The 15358-nt window shown below is 72.9% G+C and carries 14 protein-coding genes and 1 riboswitch; of the genes, 6 read left to right on the top strand and 8 right to left on the bottom strand.

All coding sequences use genetic code 11. The annotated features are described in order from the left end of the window. Positions 1-331: 331 nt before the first annotated feature. The 4 genes from pknB to thiO all read right to left on the bottom strand — a co-directional run bounded on the left by pknB (position 332) and on the right by thiO (position 4593). Positions 332-2284 carry a Stk1 family PASTA domain-containing Ser/Thr kinase gene (gene pknB, locus ACFYOH_RS05600; RefSeq protein WP_388621494.1) on the bottom strand — a complete coding sequence of 651 codons (1953 nt, stop codon included), beginning with the start codon at positions 2282-2284 and terminating at the stop codon, positions 332-334. 123 nt (positions 2285-2407) lie between these two features. Then, on the bottom strand, positions 2408-3202 hold the full coding sequence (locus ACFYOH_RS05595; RefSeq protein WP_388621492.1) for a thiazole synthase: 795 nt from the start codon (positions 3200-3202) through the stop codon (positions 2408-2410). A 3-nt stretch (positions 3203-3205) separates the two neighbouring features. Beyond that, positions 3206-3424: a sulfur carrier protein ThiS gene (gene thiS / locus ACFYOH_RS05590; protein WP_388621490.1), complete on the bottom strand. Its 219-nt coding sequence runs from the start codon at positions 3422-3424 to the stop codon at positions 3206-3208. Next, positions 3421-4593, bottom strand: coding sequence for a glycine oxidase ThiO (gene thiO / locus ACFYOH_RS05585; protein ID WP_388621488.1), 1173 nt, complete (start codon positions 4591-4593; stop codon positions 3421-3423). Before thiO ends, thiS begins: the two co-directional genes overlap by 4 nt. Continuing rightward, positions 4591-4702, bottom strand: a riboswitch (TPP riboswitch). Its footprint overlaps the gene before it by 3 nt. A gap of 53 nt (positions 4703-4755) precedes the next feature. Between thiO and ACFYOH_RS05580 the strand changes: the two genes are divergently transcribed. From ACFYOH_RS05580 to ACFYOH_RS05555, 6 genes are all read left to right on the top strand, one after another. Then, positions 4756-5106, top strand: a complete 351-nt coding sequence (locus tag ACFYOH_RS05580; protein WP_388621486.1) for a hypothetical protein — start codon at positions 4756-4758, stop codon at positions 5104-5106. A 32-nt stretch (positions 5107-5138) separates the two neighbouring features. After that, positions 5139-6398 carry an NAD(P)/FAD-dependent oxidoreductase gene (locus ACFYOH_RS05575; RefSeq protein WP_388621484.1) on the top strand — a complete coding sequence of 420 codons (1260 nt, stop codon included), beginning with the start codon at positions 5139-5141 and terminating at the stop codon, positions 6396-6398. Positions 6399-6535: 137 nt separating this feature from the next. Then, positions 6536-6901 carry an Rv2175c family DNA-binding protein gene (locus ACFYOH_RS05570; RefSeq protein WP_061919720.1) on the top strand — a complete coding sequence of 122 codons (366 nt, stop codon included), beginning with the start codon at positions 6536-6538 and terminating at the stop codon, positions 6899-6901. A 184-nt stretch (positions 6902-7085) separates the two neighbouring features. Further along, a complete protein-coding gene (gene thiE / locus ACFYOH_RS05565) occupies positions 7086-7733 on the top strand; it encodes a thiamine phosphate synthase (protein ID WP_388621482.1) in 648 nt (215 codons plus the stop codon). A gap of 122 nt (positions 7734-7855) precedes the next feature. After that, positions 7856-8779, top strand: coding sequence for a methylenetetrahydrofolate reductase [NAD(P)H] (gene metF, locus ACFYOH_RS05560; RefSeq protein ID WP_388621480.1), 924 nt, complete (start codon positions 7856-7858; stop codon positions 8777-8779). A gap of 56 nt (positions 8780-8835) precedes the next feature. After that, entirely contained in the window at positions 8836-9765 is a 930-nt protein-coding gene (locus tag ACFYOH_RS05555; protein WP_388621479.1) for a hypothetical protein, read from the top strand. A gap of 34 nt (positions 9766-9799) precedes the next feature. On the opposite strand, the gene ACFYOH_RS05550 is transcribed toward ACFYOH_RS05555, so the two are convergent. The 4 genes from ACFYOH_RS05550 to ACFYOH_RS05535 form a co-directional block, all read right to left on the bottom strand. Next, positions 9800-11311: a phytoene desaturase family protein gene (locus tag ACFYOH_RS05550; protein WP_388621477.1), complete on the bottom strand. Its 1512-nt coding sequence runs from the start codon at positions 11309-11311 to the stop codon at positions 9800-9802. A gap of 372 nt (positions 11312-11683) precedes the next feature. Next, positions 11684-12313: a TetR/AcrR family transcriptional regulator gene (locus tag ACFYOH_RS05545; RefSeq protein ID WP_388621475.1), complete on the bottom strand. Its 630-nt coding sequence runs from the start codon at positions 12311-12313 to the stop codon at positions 11684-11686. Positions 12314-12360: 47 nt separating this feature from the next. Beyond that, positions 12361-14445: a YhgE/Pip family protein gene (locus ACFYOH_RS05540; protein WP_388621473.1), complete on the bottom strand. Its 2085-nt coding sequence runs from the start codon at positions 14443-14445 to the stop codon at positions 12361-12363. After that, a complete protein-coding gene (locus tag ACFYOH_RS05535) occupies positions 14432-15247 on the bottom strand; it encodes an ATP-binding cassette domain-containing protein (protein ID WP_388621471.1) in 816 nt (271 codons plus the stop codon). The genes ACFYOH_RS05540 and ACFYOH_RS05535 overlap by 14 nt, the downstream gene beginning before the upstream one ends. Between the last annotated feature and the right edge of the window lie 111 nt (positions 15248-15358).

Raw genomic sequence — 15358 nt, 5'->3', positions numbered from 1 at the left:
GTCTACGGGGGCCGGGACCGGGCCGGCCGGGCCATCGGGATCATCCTCCGGGTCACCGCCGCGTCCGGTGCCCTGTCCCGCAGGACCGCCGGCCCCATCACCCGGGAGGCCGCCACGTCCTTCACACCGCAGCCGCTGTACGAGGTGGGGAACCGGTCGCCGACCAGGGATCGCCCCGGTGGCGCCCGGGTCGTCCTGCCACGGCCGGCCGAGGGCGGATGCTCAGCTGCCAGACGTCGGTTGCGATCAACTCCGCGACCGGTTCCACCCCAAGAGGCCCATCGACGGCGGCCGGTTGACACTGTTGCCGACGGGCCCGCAAGCGCCCTGGTCAGCGGATGGTGATCGTGATGGTCGCCCCCTTGGGAGCCTTGTCGCCGCCCCGCACCGACTGCTTCTTCACGGTGTCGCCGAACAGCCCGAGCAGGCCGCGGTCCTCGTTCACCTTGAACCCGGCGCCCTCCAGCGCCTTGTGGGCGTCGTCGACGCTGTCGCCGACCACGTCCGGCACCTCGACCATCTCCGGTCCCTTGGACAGCGTCAGCGTCACCGTGTCGCCCTCGGCGGCCTGGCTGCCGTCTCCCGGGCTCTGCTGGGCCACCTTGCCCTTGTCGTACTCGGAGTTGACCTGCTGGGGCGCTATCCGCACCTTCAGCCCGGCGTCCGTCAGCTGCTGTCTGGCGTCGGCAGGATCGTCACCGGTGACGTCCGGCACGTCGATCGGGCGGCCCTTGCTGACGGTCAGCGCGATCGCCGACCCGGCGTGCCGCTTGGTGCCGGCCTGCGGAGTGGTCGCGATCACCGCGCCCTTGGCGACGTCCTCGCTGAACTCCCGGGTGACCATGCCCGGTTCCAGCCCGTCCGCCCTCAGCCGCGCCCGCGCCTCGGCCAGGGGACGGCCCGCGACATCGGGCACGTTCACCGTCGCCGGGCCCAGCGAGATGGTCAGCGTCACCGAGTCGTGGTCACGGATCCGGGCGCCGGGCGCGGGATCGGTGCCGATGACCGTGCCCCGCTGGACCGCGTCGTTGTACTCGCGCTTGACCTGCCCGACCTCCAGGCCGGCCGACCTGAGCCGGTCCCGGGCCTGTGCCTCGGTCTTGGCCAGCAGCGGCGGGACCTTCGTGAACTGGCCGGAGTTTATGTACCAGACCCCGGCGCCCACGCCGAACACCACCAGCACGGCGGCGACGATCGTCAGCACCAGGCGCCGCGACCGGCGCGGCGGCAGCGGCGGCGCCTGCAGCCGGCTGGTGTGCTGGACGCCACCCCCGGCCGGCTCCTCCTCGTCGACGGGCAGCGGCCGGGATTTGGATCCCCCCGCGCGAGCGAAGCCGAGCGTGGGGGAGGTCAGCGAGCGCGGTATCACGCTCGTACGGTCGCCGGCGTTGTCGTGCACCGCGGACAGCGCCTGCGGCGGCACCGCGTCCAACTGCTCGTCGCTCAGTCCCTGGCGCGCCTCGCGCACCTGGGCGAGCAGCGCCACGGCGTCGTGCGGCCGGATGTCCGGGGTGCGCGCGGTCGCCGAGGCGACCACCTCGTCCAGCTCGTACGACAGCCCGGGCACCAGCGCCGAGGGCGGCGGCACGTCCTCGTGGATGTGCTTGTAGAGGACCTGGGCGGGGGAGTCCCCGGAGTGCGGCTTGCCGCCGGTCAGCATCTCGTAGAGCACGACACCGCACGCGTAGACGTCGACACGCGGATCGGCGGTGCCCTGCTCGATCTGCTCGGGTGCGAGATACGACACGGTCCCGAGGACGGCGCCGGTGGTGCTGGTCTGGGTGTCCACGGACCGCACGAGCCCGAAGTCGGCGACCTTGACCCTCCCGTCGTCGCCTATCAGCACGTTCTCGGGCTTCATGTCCCGGTGCACGAACCCGGCCCGGTGCGCGGCGCCGAGCGCGGCGAGGACGGGTTCGAGGATGTCCAGGGCCGCGCGGGGCTGCAGCGCCCCGCGCTCGCGCAGCACGTCCCGCAGGGTGCACCCGGCGACGTACTCCATCGCCAGGTACACGTACGACCCGTCGGTCCCCTGGTCGAAGACCTGCACCACGTTCGGGTGCGCCAGCCGGGCGACGGACTTCGCCTCCCGGATGAACCGCTCCACGAAGGATCCGTCGGCCGCGAGCGTCGGGTGCATCACCTTCAGCGCGAGCACACGGTCCAGACGGGTGTCCAGGGCCCGGTAGACCGTGGCCATCCCGCCGACCGCGATCCGCGCGTCGACGCGATAACGGCCGTCGAGCACCTGCCCGACGAGGGGGTCCTGAAGGGTCGTATCCACGCAGGGGAGTCTACGAGGACGGACCGACAAACCCCCGGCCGAGCCCATTTCCGCCCTGGTACTGAAGCTGACCTGTAACGCTTCCCACACCACACACGCACCCGCGGCCGCCGACGGCGGCGACTAGAACGCCGGTCGCTCAGGATCCAGCCGGGCCAACCCCTCCGCAGGAGACGACGCCTGCGCGAGGTACCGCCGCGGAATCCGCCCCGCCAACCGAGCCAGCCGACCCCCCTCCACGGCATGCCGCATCGCCGCCGCCATGAGTTCCGGCTCCTGCGCCCGCGTCACCGCGGAGGCGAGCATCACCCCCGCACACCCCAGCTCCATGGCCAGCGCGACATCGGACGCCGTACCGGCCCCCGCATCCAGAATCACCGGCACACGCGCGTGCTCGACGATCAGCTGGAAGTTGTGGGGATTGCGGATCCCGAGCCCGGACCCGATCGGCGACCCCAGCGGCATGACGGCCGCACATCCCACGTCCTCCAGCTTCCGCGCCAGCACGGGATCGTCATTGGTGTACGGCAGCACCGTGAACCCGTCGTCGACCAGCGTCTCCGCCGCCTCCAGCAGCTCCACCGGATCCGGCAGCAGCGTCCGCTCGTCGGCGATGACCTCCAGCTTGATCAGGTCCGTGCCCAGCGCCTCCCGCGCCAGCCGCGCGGTCAGCACGGCCTCGCCCGCCGTGAAACAGCCCGCCGTGTTCGGCAGCACCCGGATGCCCAGCCTCTCCAGCACCGACAGCACCGAACCGTGCACGGAGGGGTCCACCCGCCGCATCGCGACCGTCGTCAGCTCCGTACCGGAGGCGACCAGCGCCCGCTCCAGCACCTCCAGGCTGGGCGCACCGCCGGTGCCCATGATCAGCCGCGACGAGAAGGTCGTACCCCCCAGGACCAAGGGATCGTCGGCCATGGCTCAGCCTCCCTGGACCGCGGTGAGGACTTCGACCCGGTCACCCTCGGCCAGCGCCGTGGTCGCCCACTGCGCGCGCGGGACGACGGTCTCGTTGACGGCGGCGGCCACCCCGGCGGGCGACGGGGCCAGCGACCGTACGACGGCGTCGAGAGTGGTGCCCGGAGCGATCTCCCGGCGCTCTCCGTTGACAGCGATGGAAACGGTGAGGGAGATGGTCATGCGGGCTGCTCCATGAGGACGGCGGCGCCGAAGCGCTGCGGCGTGAAGGGACGGGCTTCTTCCGGGAGCCGGCCGCTCGCCAGTACCTCGGCCAGCACATCCCCGGTGACCGGCGTGAGCAGCACCCCGTTGCGGTAGTGCCCGGTGGCCAGCAGCAGCCCTTCCAGGCCGGACGGGCCGAGCAGCGGCGCGTTGTCGGGGGAGCCGGGGCGCAGTCCGGCCCGGGTCTCGGTGAGCGGCAGTTCGGTGATGCCCGGCACCAGCTCATGGGCGTCGCGCAGCAGCTCGTACACCCCGCCCGCGGTGACGGTCGTGTCCCAGCCCAGCTCCTCGCTGGTCGCGCCGACGACCAGTTCGCCGTTCTCACGGGGCACCAGATAGACCTGGCTGCCGCGGACCACGGCCCGTACGGTACGGCTGAGGAACGGTGCGTACCGGCGCGGCACCGTCAGCCGCAGCACCTGCCCCTTCACCGGCCGCACCGGCGGCAGCAGCGCCTCCGGCACGCCCGCGAGCCGCCCGCTCATGCTGCCGGCCGCGAGCACCACCTGCCCGGCGCGCAACTCGGTGCCGTCCGCGAGCGTGACCCCGGCGGCCCGGTCCCGTACGACGTCCAGCCGCTCGGCCCACGCGCGGTGGAACACCACGCCGGCCCGCTCGCACGCGGCCACCAGCGCCGCCGCGAGCCGCCGCGGGTCGATCTGGTGGTCGCCGTCGACCCGCAGCCCGCCGCGCACCCCGGGCGCCAGCATCGGCTCCAGGCGCCGGCACTCCCGCCCGGACAGCCACTCCGAGTCCAGGCCGGAGCGCTGCTGCAGCGCGTGCAGTTCACGCAGATGGGCGCGGTCATCGGCGTCGAGGGCGACCGCGAGGGTGCCGCAGCGGCGGTAGCCGAGGTCGTGGCCGGTCAGCTCGGTCAGCTCGGCCGCGAAGTCCGGGTAGCGCCGGGCCGATTCCAGGTTCAGGGCGAGCAGTTTCTCCTCGCCGTAGTGCAGTTCGGTGACCGCGGCCAGCATCCCGGCCGCGACCCGCGCGGCCCCGCCCCCGGGCTCGGGGTCCACCACGGCCGTCGCGAGCCCGCGCTGCGCCGCGCGCCAGGCCGTGACCAGGCCGATGATTCCGCCCCCCAGGACAAGGACGTCGGACGTATCGGACGTACGTGACGACATGGGCGCCCAGCCCCTCCCTTCGCCGGCATGACCCGGATCAGGTTCGTACGGTCGGAGGCCGCCAGCCTCCCTCTCAGCCCGGTGCGTCCGGGCTCCCGCGAGTGCTTGTACGGTGGCCACCCTAGCCCGCCCCCCTCGTCACCCGTAAGGGAGCCCCTGCCGATGACCCGGTCGCTCGACGGACTGATCCTCGCCCCCGTGGCGGACCAAGCCCCAGGTCAGGTGGGTACCCGCACCCGGTTCGCGTACCACGAGGAGGACGGCGGGATCTGGGCCGAGTACGCGGGCGGCGATGTCGTACGCGGTCATCTGGTCGGCACCCGGGAGGGTGACCGGCTGGACTTCCGCTACGTCCAGCTGAAGACCGACGGGACGACCTCCTCGGGGCACTGTGTCTCCACGGTCGTGGAGCTGCCGGACGGGCGGGTGCGGCTGGAGGAGACCTGGGAGTGGGAGTCCCAGGCGGGCGCCGGTACGAGCGTTGTGGAAGAGGTCACCGGGCACGCCCGCTGACTGACGCGTTGTCACGTGTCTATGGTGATCGGGTGAGCGAGCAGACAGCGCAAGGGGGCACGTCAGCGGGGCGGCGCGTGGTCGTCGTCGGTGCGGGCATGGCCGGGGTGCAGACCGCGGTCGCGCTGCGGGAACTGGGCTTCAAGGGCCCCGTCACCGTGATCGGCGCGGAGCCGCACCAGCCGTACGACCGGCCGCCCCTGTCGAAGGCCGTGCTGCTCGGCAAGGCCGAGGACTCCGCCTTCGACGTGGACTTCGAGTCCCTCGGCGTCGAGCTGCGGCTCGGCTGCGAGGTGCTGGCCCTGCGCTCCGCCGAACACGAGCTGGACACCGAGGCGGGCCCGGTGCCGTACGACGTCCTGGTCCTCGCCACCGGCGCCGAGCCGATCACCCTGCCCGGCACCGAGGGAGTGCCCGGGGTGCATCTGCTGCGCACCCTGGACGACGCCGAACGGCTGAAGCCGGTGCTCGCCCGGCAGCACGACATCGTGGTCGTCGGCGCCGGCTGGATCGGCGCCGAGTTCGCCACGGCCGCCCGCGAGGCCGGCTGCGCGGTGACCGTCGTGGAGGCCGCCGACCATCCGCTCGCCGGTGCCCTGCCCCCCGAGGTCGCGGCCCCCATGACCGGCTGGTACGCCGACGCGGGTGTGGAACTGCGCACCCACGCGCGCGTGGAGCGCATCGAGCCCGGCGCGGTGGTGCTCGCCGACGGCACCCGGCTGCCCGCGGGGGCCGCCGTCGTCGGCATCGGCGCCCGCCCCGCCACGGCCTGGCTGGCCGGCTCCGGCGTCGAGCTGGGCCCGCACGGGGACGTCCTCGCCGACGACCGTCTGCGCACCTCCGTGGAGGACGTGTACGCCGTCGGCGACTGCGCCTCCTTCCCCTCCGCCCGCTACGGCGAACGGCTGCTCGTCCACCACTGGGACAACGCCCTCCAGGGCCCGCGCACGGTGGCCGCGAACATCCTCGGCGAGACCCCGGCGGTCTACGACCCGGTGCCGTACTTCTGGTCCGAGCAGTTCGGCCGCTTCGTGCAGTACGCCGGCCACCACGCCGCCGCCGACCGCATGGTCTGGCGCGGCGACGCGTCCGGCCCGGCCTGGACGGTGTGCTGGCTCCACGAGAACCGGCTGATGGCCCTGCTGGCGGTGGGCCGTCCGCGTGATCTGGCGCAGGGCCGGCGGCTGATCGAGGCGGGCCGCGCCATGGACCCGGAGGCCGTGGCCGACCCTGGAAAGCCCCTGAAGGATGCCGCGGTCGACCAGTCAGGGGGCTCCGGGCGGCGCCCGTAGGGGGCGCGGGGCTGTGTCTGATACGCGGCTACCGCCGCGTGGGCACGAGCAACCAGGACGAACCCGCACCCGGCGGACGACACAACCCGGGACCGACCACATCGCGGCCGAACCGGCGGAGCGCCTACGCTTGTCCTGTGACCGAGATTGACGCAAAGATCGATGCTCTCGTCCCCGCCTGGCTCACCCTCCCCGACATCGCCGAACAGTTCGGCGTCGAGGTGACGCGCGTGCGGCAGCTGGTCAAGGAGGGCCAGCTCATCGCCGTACGCCGGGGTGAGAACCGCGCACTGCACGTCCCCGCCGCCTTCATCGACGGGGACAAGGTCGTCAAGGGCCTGTCCGGCACCCTGACGCTCCTGCGGGACGACGGCTTCACGGTCGAAGAGATGATCGAGTGGCTCTTCACCCCCGACCCGACCCTGCCCGGCACCCCCGCGCAGGCTCTGAGCGAGAATCGCGGCACGGAGGTGAAGCGCCGCGCCCAGGCGCTCGCCGTCTGAGCCGAATCGCACATGAGGGGTGGGGGGGGGGGGGGCCGGGGGCCCCCCCCCCCCCCCCCCCCCCCCCCCCCCCCCCCCCCCCCGGGGGCCCCCCCCCCCCCGGGGGGGGGGGGGGGGGGGCCCCCGGGGCCCCCCCCACCACCCGCCGAAGCCGTCAGGGACACCGACCAGGGGGGACCCACGTATGTCCGACACCGCACGCGCCGCGCTCACGGACGCCCGCCTGTATCTGTGCACGGACGCGCGCACGCGCCAGGGCGACCTTCCCGAGTTCCTGGACGCGGTCCTGGCCGGCGGTGTCGACGTCGTGCAGCTGCGCGACAAGGGCATGGAGGCCGCCGAGGAGCTGGCGCACCTGGAGGTCTTCGCGGACGCCTGCGCCCGGCACGGCAGGCTTCTCGCGGTGAACGACCGCGCGGACGTCGCCCACGCCGCCCGCGCCGATGTGCTGCACCTCGGCCAGGGCGACCTGCCGGTCCCCGCGGCCCGCGCCATCCTCGGCGACGAGGTCCTGATCGGCCGCTCCACGCACGCCGAGTCCGAGGCCGCCGCGGCCGCAGTGCAGGAGGGCGTGGACTACTTCTGCACCGGGCCCTGCTGGCCCACCCCCACCAAGCCCGGCCGCCACGCCCCCGGCCTCGACCTGGTCCGGTACGCGGCCGGCCTGGGCACCGACCGCCCCTGGTTCGCGATCGGCGGCATCGACCTCGGGAATCTCGACCAGGTGCTGGACGCGGGTGCCCGCCGGGTGGTCGTGGTCCGCGCGATCACCGCGGCCGACGACCCGGGAGCGGCCGCGGCCGAGTTCGCGAAGCGGCTGCGGCAGGGCTAGCGACCTGGCCCGTCGGCCCCTCTGTCCAGGTTTTCGTCCAAGGGGTGGACAGGAAGGCGACAATTCGGGCAATTCTTAGTCCTCCGGTTGGGGGACCGCCCGCCCCTGGCTAACCTGCCGGTATGGCCCTCGGAACCCCCTCCACCAGGACTGATCGCGCACGCACCGTGCGCGACATGCTCGCCTCCGGCAAGGCGACGTACTCGTTCGAGTTCTACGCGCCGAAGACTCCCCAGGGCGAGCGGAACCTGTGGAACGCGCTCAGGAGGGTCGAGGCCGTCGCCCCCGACTTCGTCTCCGTCACCTACGGTGCCGGCGGTACCACCCGCACGACCACGGTCCGGGAGACGCAGCAGATCGTCGTGGACACGACGCTCACACCCGTGGCCCACCTCACCGCGGTCGACCACTCGATCGCCGAACTGCGGAACATCATCGGCCAGTATGCGGACGCCGGGATCCGCAACATGCTCGCCGTGCGGGGCGACCCGCCCGGCGACCCGATGGGCGAGTGGGTGCCGCACCCCCGGGGGCTGACGTACGCGGCCGAACTCGTCCGGCTCATCAAGGAGTCGGGCGACTTCTGTGTGGGAGTCGCCGCCTTCCCGGAGATGCACCCCCGTTCCGCGGACTGGGACACCGACGTTGCCCACTTCGTGGACAAGTGCCGTGCGGGTGCGGACTACGCCATCACACAGATGTTCTTCCACCCGGAGTCGTATCTGCGGCTGCGCGACCGCGTGGTGGCCGCGGGCTGCGAGACCCCCATCATCCCCGAGATCCTGCCGGTCACCAGCGTGAAGATGCTGCAACGGGTGCCCAAGCTCAGCACCGCCCTGTTCCCGGACGCCCTGAAAGAGCGGATCCTCACAGCGCAGGACGATCCGGCGGCGGTACGCTCCATCGGTATCGACTTCGCCACGGAATTCTGCGCTCGGCTGCGCGCCGAGGGAGTGCCCGGACTGCACTTCATCACGCTGAACAACTCCACGGCGACCCTGGAAATCTACGAGAACCTGGGCCTGCACCACCCCCCGCAGGCCTAGACCGGCCGCACCGTGATACGACACACTGCGTAGCGGTCACTGGGAGAGGGGCGTACATGGGCTGGACGGTCCTCTACATCGCGTTCGGCATCGTCGCACTGTGGTTGCTGGGCGAGGTGCTGCTGCAGTACAAGGCGCGCCTGCGCTGGCGGCTGCTCGCGTTCGCCGGCTTCCTCGGCGTCGTGTTCGGCGTGCTGATGCCGTCCGTGATCGTGATCGGCATCGGTGCCATCGCCTTCGCGGTCGGCCAGACCTATGTCACGCTGTCGTTCCGCCGCGGCTTCGCCGCCGGCTGGGCGGTCAAGCGACCCGAGTCCGGGGACGAGGCCGAAGGCGGCAGCAAGCGCCGCCGCGGCAGGGCCGACCGGCACGACCCGGCGCTGGACGGCCCCGACCAGGAGCAGCCCCTCGACCCGGAGCACGACCGGGACGCCGACGAGGCCGGCTACGGCCAGGGGTACGGCGACTACGACGACCACGACCGCGACGACGTCTTCACCCCGGCCGGGGCTCAGGCCACCGCGGCCGAGAGCACCGCCGTCTACGAGCCCCAGCCGCTGCCCGAGGACACCGGCTCCTACGGCGTCTACGGCGACACCGCCTACGCGGGCGCCGCCCAGGCCACCGAGCAGCAGAACTACGCCTACGACTACTCCGGCTACGGCCAGCAGGGGTACGGCTACGACACCGGCGGCCAGCAGGGCTACGCCAACTACTCCGACCCGTACATCGGCAGCCAGTCCTACGGCGGCGCCTCGTACGACACCGGCTACTCCGGGCAGTACGACCAGCAGGGCTACGCCCAGGCCCCGTACGGCGGCGGCTACGGCGAGACCCCGGCGGGCGGGGTGTGGGTGCCGCAGCAGCGCACCGACGAGACCTACGGCGGCGAACTCCCGCAGGAGCAGCCGTACCCGTACGAGAACCAGGGGCACGGGCATGCCCAGCAGCCCGGTGCCGGGTACGACGAGCAGTACCGTTTCTGAGGCCGTTCCGCCGGCGAGGCCCGGCCACCCCGGCTCACTGGGAGCCGCGGAACTCCGGGCCCTCCACGATCAGCCCCGCGACCAGCGCGCCCGACATGCCCGCGTGCGGCAGGCCGCCGCCGGGGTGTGACCAGCCGCCGACCCGGTACAGACCGGGCAGCCGCGTGGTGTTCGACGGGTGCAGGAAGCGCCCCTGGCCGGCGGCCAGAGCGGGGGCCGGCACCGCGCCGAGGAAGGCGCCCGTCTCGTCGTCGGTGTGGTCGGGTGTGCGCACCTCGTGCCACAGGACGCGGTCCCGCAGGCCCGGTATCGCGGCCTCGGCGGCTTCGAGGAGATGCTCCGTGTACTGCCGGACCGTGCCCTCCTCGTCCCAGTCGGCGGCGCCCGGCACCACCGCGGACAGCACCACGGACTCGTGACCGTCGTCCGGTCTGAGCGCGGGGTCGTCCGGGCGCAGCACGGTCACCGTGGGCGCCGGCGGCTGGTCCCCGTCCGCCGCGGCCAGGAAGTCCAGCTCGGACTCCGGGTCCGGCGCATGGACGACCGTGCGATGTGCGGCACCGGCCTCGCGCCCGCCGCGCAGGGCCAGCAGCACGGCGAACCGCCCCGGACGGGTCGTGAACGGATCGGCCCGCACATCCCCGGTCCCGTCCAGCGGACGGTCCGTCAGCGCCTTCAGCCACGCCGGGTCCACGTCCGCCACGACATGGTCCGCCTCGGCCACCGTGCCGTCTCTCAGCTCCACGCCCGCGGCCCGGCCGTCCTTGACCAGGATGCGCAGGACCTCCGCGTCGAAGGCGAACTCCACCCGCCGCTTCACACACCGCTCGTACACCGCGCGCGCCAACTCCCGGATGCCGCCGCGCACATACCAGGTGCCGAAGGCGTGCTCCATGTAGGGCAGGACGGCCGCGCTCGCCGGAGTGGTCCGCGGATCGAGGCCGTGGGCGAGCACGGAACTCGCCAGCAGGGCCGCGAGGCGCTCGTCGCGCAGCTCCCAGGTGCCGATCTCGGAGAGCGTGCCGGCCCGCCGCGTGCGCAGCAGCCGCTTGTGCGGGACGGCCGGATACGGCTCCTGGTCGGCCAGCACCCGCCAGTTGGGCCACAGCGGCTCCTCCAGCAGGGGCCTGCGGGTGCGGTCCCAGGCCTCCCGGGCCCGCACCAGGAACTCGCCCCAGCGCTCGCCCGCGCCCCCGCCCAGCGCCTCGTCCAGTGCCGCGACCACGCCCGCGCGCGAGGCGTTCGGCAGCGACACCCCCGTGCCGTCCGCGAAGAGGTGCCGTGCGGACGGATCGACCTGGACCAGCTCGACGCAGTCCTCCAGGGGCTCCTTGCCGGTCTTGACGAACAGATCGCGGTACACGGCGGGCAGCGTCAGCAGGCCCGGGCCGGTGTCGAAGCCGAACCCGTCCCGCTCGAAGCGGCGCACCGCACCGCCGTACGTGTCCGTGCGCTCGTACACCACCACCCGGTGGCCCGCGACGGCCAGCCGGGCGGCGGCCGCCATCGCGCCCATCCCGGCGCCGATCACCGCAATCCGTGCCATGCCTGCGACTTTATCGACCGCCACTGACAATCCGGCCCGCGGGAGGCCGGGGCGCTCGCGGGGCACGGCCCGCGAGCGTGGGCACGCGTGCGCAGGGCTGAGTATCCGTACTCAGGTTGCGAGATGAGTATGCGCGCGGATGGGCCGCGACCTGTGCGGACGGGAGAGTGGAGACACGGCAAGGGGGCGCGGCCCGGCACCGCCGACACGGGGCGGCGGAACGGCGCCCGCCACCCTGCCGCTCCTTCCGCCGATCCGTCGGCGGAAGCGAGCCGGGGGACCCGGGGACGACCGCCCACGGGGGACCACAGGGGGAGTACGGGGGAATGGGAGGCGCCGGTCCGGCAGCGGACCGGCGCCTTCCTCACGCGCTCAGCCCTTTCCGCTCACGCGTCCCTGGAGGAGCCGGGACAGGGCCGCGTGGACGTCGTCCAGGGACCGCTCCGGCTGGAAGGACTTCCAGTCCAGCGCGGCCACCAGGACCATGCCGACCAGCGCGGCCGCCGTCAGCTGGACGTCGATCTCGTCGCTGAACTCGCCGGCCGCCACGCCCTCGCGCAGGACCCTCTCGACCACCGCGACGGCCTGCTGCCGGACCACCATCAGCGTGGACTGCCAGGCCCGGTTGGTGCGCCACAGCTCGGCCACGTACAGCTGGGTGAAGGCCGGATAGCGGTCGATGAAGGCCAGGCCCGCGCGGATCATCGCGTCCAGCGCGTCCACCTTGCCGCCGCCCGCCCGCGCGGTCTGCTCGGCCGCCTCCTGCAGAGAGGCGGTGAGCAGGCCCACCCCGTGCCGCAGCAGCTCCTCGAAGAGGACCGACTTGCTCGCGAAGTTGTAGTAGACCGTGCCCTTCGCGACCCCGGCCCGCTCCGCGATCTCGTCCACCGTGGTCGCGGAGAAGCCCTGCTCGGCGATGAGCGTGACGGCCGCCTCGTAGAGCTTCTGCCGGGTGGCCTCGCGGCGCGTGCTGCCGCCGGACCTGGCGCTGCTGCTTTCCATGGCCCTGATTCTCACAGGTACGCGCGCGTGCGGGGCCTCCCCCCGGTTCACAGGCTCAGTTCCGGGTGCAGCCGGTCGAGCGTCCACACCTGGCGGCGGCGGGCCGCGAGGGCGGTCAGCGCGAGCGCGCCCGCGGTGAAGGCGGCCAGCACTGCGCACGCCTGCCAGACCGGGCCAAGTCCGCCGCCGGTGATCAGCCGGCGCAGCGCCTCCACGATGTAGCTCATCGGCAGGAACGGGTGGATCGCGGTGAAGAAGCCCGGGCTGGTCTGCACGGGGTAGGTGCCGCCCGCCGAGGTCAGCTGGAGCATCAGCAGCGCGAGCACCAGGATCCGGCCGGCCGCGCCGAAGCGGGCGTTCAGCCACTGCACGATCGCCGCGAAGCAGGCCGTGACCAGGCACAGGAAGCCGATCGTGCCGGCCGGGCGGAACATCTGCAGACCGATCGCCCAGTGCAGTACGGCCATCAGCGCGGCCACCTGGAGCACACCCACGGCGACCACCGGCAGCCAGCCCGCGAGCGCGATCCGCCAGGCCGGCGAACCGGCCGCCAGGGCACGCCGGTTGAGCGGCGCGATCAGCATGTAGGCGACCATCGCGCCCACCCACAGGGACAGCGGGATGAAGTACGGGGCGAATCCGGTGCCGTAGTTGGGCGCCTTGTGCAGGTCGTGGGAGGCCAGCTGGACCGGGTCGGCCATCACACCGGTGCGCCGGTCGCGGTCCTTCTTGTCGTAGTCCGGGATCTTCCTGGCGCCGTCGTGCAGTCCGCCGGCGAGCTTCCCGGAGCCGTCGGAGAGCTTGTAGAGGCCGCCGTCCAGGGTCTGGGCGCCCGACGCGGCCGTGCCGATGCCCTGGTCCAGCGTGGTCGCCCCGGCCTGTGCGGTACCGAGCCCGGCGTGCAGCTTCTCGGCGCCGTCGGCGACCCTCTGTGCGCCGGCGTTCAGCTTGTCGATCTTCCGGACGGTGTCTTCGACGTCCTCGTACAGGTGCGGTGCGCGCTTCTCGAGGGCCGCGGCCTGCTTCTGGAGGGTGCCGAGGTTGTCCCGCATCGTCTTCAGGGCGCCGTCCTGGTCCGCGATCAGCGTGTTGAGGTCGTCGGCGACGGTGGCCACCTCGGCGGCGGCCGTCTTGGCCCGCTTCAGCTGGGGGCAGTACGGATCGGGAATGGTCGCGGTCTCGCAGCGCGCCTGGTAGATCTCCTCCAGGACGGCGGAGTTCGTGTGGGCGGCCTTCGCGGCGCCCGGGGCGAGTTTCACCAGGACGTCGAGATTGTCCTTGACGGTCCTGGCCGAGTCGGCGACCAGCCGGGCGGTGTCCCCGATGGTCTTCTCGTTGTCCTTGAGGTAGGGGGCGGCCTGGTCGTAGACGCCGTCGGCCTTGTCGGCGAGGGCCTGGGTGCCGTCGGCGACCCGGCGGGCCCCGTCCTCGAGGTCGCCGGCGCCCGTGTTCATCTTCGTCAGGCCGCCGGCCAGTTTGCCGCTGCCGCTCTTGGCGTCCTTCAGCCCGTCGGCGAGGTCCTTGGAGCCCTTCTCCGCCTTCCCGATGCCGGAGTTCAGCCGGTCGGCGCCGTCGGCGGCCGTGACGGTCTTGTCGTGGATGCCGGAGAACGAGACGAAGATCTTGTCCAGGAAGGTGCGGGAGGCCTTGGCGGAGGCGGCCGAGCGGACCTCGTTGAAGACGGTCCGGGAGATCTGGCCGACGATGTAGTTGTTGGCGTCGTTGGTGCGCACCTGAAGGGCGCCGGTCTCGGGGGAGTTGCCCGAGCTGGAGGCGATCCGCCGGCTGAAGTCGGCCGGCATGGTCAGCGACAGGTAGTACGTGCCGTTCTCGACGCCCTCGCGGGCCGCCTCGTCGCTCACCTCGTGCCACTCGAAGGTGCGGCTGTCGCGCAGCCCGTCCACGATGTCGTCACCGGCGCTGATCCTCTTCCCGCCCGCGGTGGCGCCCTTGTCGTCGTTCACCAGGGCCACCGGGATGCGGTCGAGGCGGCCGTACGGGTCCCAGAAGGACCACAGGTACAGGGCGCCGTAGAGCAGCGGCAGCACGAGCAGCGCGACCAGGGCGGCACGCGGCAGCCGACCACGCCCGAAGCGCCTGAGTTCCAGCACGGCCAGCCTAGGCGAGCGCATCTACGTCCTCCTTCGGGTCGCTCTTCTCGGCGCTCTCGCCGTCGGTCTCGTCGCCCGTGCCGGACTCGGCTTCGGCGTTCTTCGCGTCGCCCGTGCCGGTCGTCGCGCCGGTGTCCTGTGGCCCCGTCGGTACGACGACGCAGTCGCCGGGGGCCGTGCGGCAGACGACCGCCACCGTCGTCCCCGCGCGCGTGAGCGAGCGCAGCAGCTCCCACAGTTCGCGGCGCTCGGCGTCCGAGAGCTTGGTGTCGAGGTCGTCGACGCCGAGCAGCCCCGGCCGGCCGAGCAGCGCCAGGGCGATGGACAGGCGCAGCTCCTGCGGCCGTTCCAGGTCGCGCACGGCCGTCCGGGAGCCCTTGGGCAGCGCCTCCAGGTCGAGTCCGGCGGCGGCCAGGGCCGCGTCGACGCGCAGCCGTGCCTCGTGCACGCGCTGGGTGCGAGGGCGCAGCAGTTCGCGCAGCGCGTCGCCGAAGCGGCTCTGCAGCAGGGCCCGTTCGCGCAGGTGCTCGCCGACGGTCAGGGCCGGCTCCAGGTCGGTCACCCCGGCCACGTTGGCCACCGCGCTGACCCGGCGCAGCCGGGCCAGGTGCCGGGGGAGCCGGAACCCGCCGACGGTGGCCGTTCCCTCGGTGGGCTTCATCCGTCCCGTGAGCGCGAGCAGCAGACATGTGCGCCCGGAGCCGGACGGTCCCTCGATCGCGATGAGTGAGCCGGGCTCCGCGTCGAGGGTGACGCCCCGGAAGGCCCACCCCCGCGGCCCCTTGAGCCCGAGGTCCTCCGCCTTGACGTGCACGCCGTCCACAAGCCCCCCTGCGGCTTCGTGATTTTTGAACTGACTGGTCAGTGCAAAAGTACGCCCGAACCTACGATCGAAGCAAAACCCCAGGTCAGAACGGATTGTCAGTGCCATACC

The sequence above is a fragment of the Streptomyces sp. NPDC007856 genome, from assembly GCF_042868225.1.
Classification (GTDB): domain Bacteria; phylum Actinomycetota; class Actinomycetes; order Streptomycetales; family Streptomycetaceae; genus Streptomyces.
Note: the sequence above shows the minus strand (reverse complement) of the source record. Positions and strands in the feature narration are given on the sequence as shown.

Bases quoted from the DNA above. Each gene is read 5' to 3' on its own strand.
- thiO (WP_388621488.1), bottom strand. From the start codon at position 4,593: ATGTCGTCACGTACGTCCGATACGTCCGACGTCCTTGTCCTGGGGGGC.
- ACFYOH_RS05550 (WP_388621477.1), bottom strand. From the start codon at position 11,311: ATGGCACGGATTGCGGTGATCGGCGCCGGGATGGGCGCGATGGCGGCC.
- ACFYOH_RS05545 (WP_388621475.1), bottom strand. From the start codon at position 12,313: ATGGAAAGCAGCAGCGCCAGGTCCGGCGGCAGCACGCGCCGCGAGGCC.
- metF (WP_388621480.1), top strand. From the start codon at position 7,856: ATGGCCCTCGGAACCCCCTCCACCAGGACTGATCGCGCACGCACCGTG.
- ACFYOH_RS05555 (WP_388621479.1), top strand. From the start codon at position 8,836: ATGGGCTGGACGGTCCTCTACATCGCGTTCGGCATCGTCGCACTGTGG.
- ACFYOH_RS05540 (WP_388621473.1), bottom strand. From the start codon at position 14,445: ATGCGCTCGCCTAGGCTGGCCGTGCTGGAACTCAGGCGCTTCGGGCGT.
- thiE (WP_388621482.1), top strand. From the start codon at position 7,086: ATGTCCGACACCGCACGCGCCGCGCTCACGGACGCCCGCCTGTATCTG.
- thiS (WP_388621490.1), bottom strand. From the start codon at position 3,424: ATGACCATCTCCCTCACCGTTTCCATCGCTGTCAACGGAGAGCGCCGG.
- ACFYOH_RS05580 (WP_388621486.1), top strand. From the start codon at position 4,756: ATGACCCGGTCGCTCGACGGACTGATCCTCGCCCCCGTGGCGGACCAA.
- ACFYOH_RS05595 (WP_388621492.1), bottom strand. From the start codon at position 3,202: ATGGCCGACGATCCCTTGGTCCTGGGGGGTACGACCTTCTCGTCGCGG.